The organism is Symbiobacterium sp., assembly GCF_040797425.1.
Lineage (GTDB): Bacteria > Bacillota > Sulfobacillia > Symbiobacteriales > Symbiobacteriaceae > Symbiobacterium.
On sequence record NZ_JBFNEH010000142.1, the window covers coordinates 1 to 1,057 of the forward strand.

Consider the following 1,057-nt stretch of genomic DNA (forward strand, 5'->3'; position numbering starts at 1 on the left):
GAACAAGACGGGGTAGCCCGCAGGGGGCTACCCCGGTGCTGCTTTCGAAGGCACTCAGTCCAGGTCCGCACAGCGGACGATCTCGAATCCGCGCTCGTTCATGTACAGTTCAAACTGAACGTAGGGTCGTTCGCCGCCTCCCGTTTGATGTGATCGGCCGTGACATCGACCGCGTCCGTGATCGACCTCGGGTTGAAGGCTACGCGCAGGCACCCGACGTGGCCGGGGCATCCGCACGGTCCAGACCCCGAAGCCGGCACGGCGAGCACAGGACCCCGCACCGCACGGGTCATCCCCGCCAGCCCAGCAACCGGGCCGGCAGCGTCACCAGGGCCCAGATCAGCTTCAGCACCCCGTCCACGGCGATGCCCACGATGCGGAAGGGCAGGAGCAGAAGCCACAGCACCGGGTAGAGCACCAGCGCCAGCAGCGCCAGGGGCGGCGCGATCACGAACACCAGGAGCCAGAGGAGAAACGTCCGCATGTCGATCCCTCCACGGGTTAGACGCCCGGCGTCGCCAGAATCCCGCGCATCCCGGCGGAGAGGCTCCTCGAGCCGTCGTGGCGCAGCCCCGGGCGAGGCCCCCACCCCGGCATCCGCCAGACACGCCCGTCAGGTCCGCCAGTCCAGCCGCTTCACCACCAGGACCCCGGCGGCCAGCAGCCAGAGACAGAGCAGCCCGAACAGGACCCAGAACCGGAGGCCGTAGTCGCCCTGCAGCACGTCCGTGATCGCCATCGCCGCCTGCCCGGTCGGGAAGAGGTACGACGTCGCCCGCATCAGCGCCGGCAGCCGGTCCACCGGCGCCAGCACCGGCGAGAGGAAGATCACCACCAGGTAGAGCACGTTGCTGTACAGGTTCACCTCAGCCTGGGTCCGGGCCAGACCGCCGACGCCGGCGCCCACCAGCGTCAGGCTCGCCGCGGCGAGCAGCGTGAGCGGCACTGCCGCCAGCGTGTTCTGCAGCGGGATCCCCAGCTGCCAGCTCCCCACGAGCAGGCTGCTCACCATTCCCGGCAGGGCCGAGATCTGCCCGAGGCAGAAGACCGTGGCCAG

2 protein-coding genes are annotated in these 1,057 nt (G+C 69.7%); both read right to left on the reverse strand.

Annotation, left to right across the window (positions count from 1 at the left end; all coding sequences use genetic code 11):
- Positions 1–289: 289 nt before the first annotated feature.
- Entirely contained in the window at positions 290–484 is a 195-nt protein-coding gene (locus AB2385_RS17120) for a hypothetical protein (RefSeq protein WP_367656215.1), read from the reverse strand.
- A 129-nt stretch (positions 485–613) separates the two neighbouring features.
- Positions 614–1,057 (reverse strand): ABC transporter permease (locus tag AB2385_RS17125; protein WP_367656216.1); only part of this gene is annotated, 444 nt, incomplete at its 5' end.

Coding starts and splice junctions, on each gene's coding strand:
- AB2385_RS17120 (WP_367656215.1), bottom strand. CDS start 484: ATGCGGACGTTTCTCCTCTGGCTCCTGGTGTTCGTGATCGCGCCGCCC.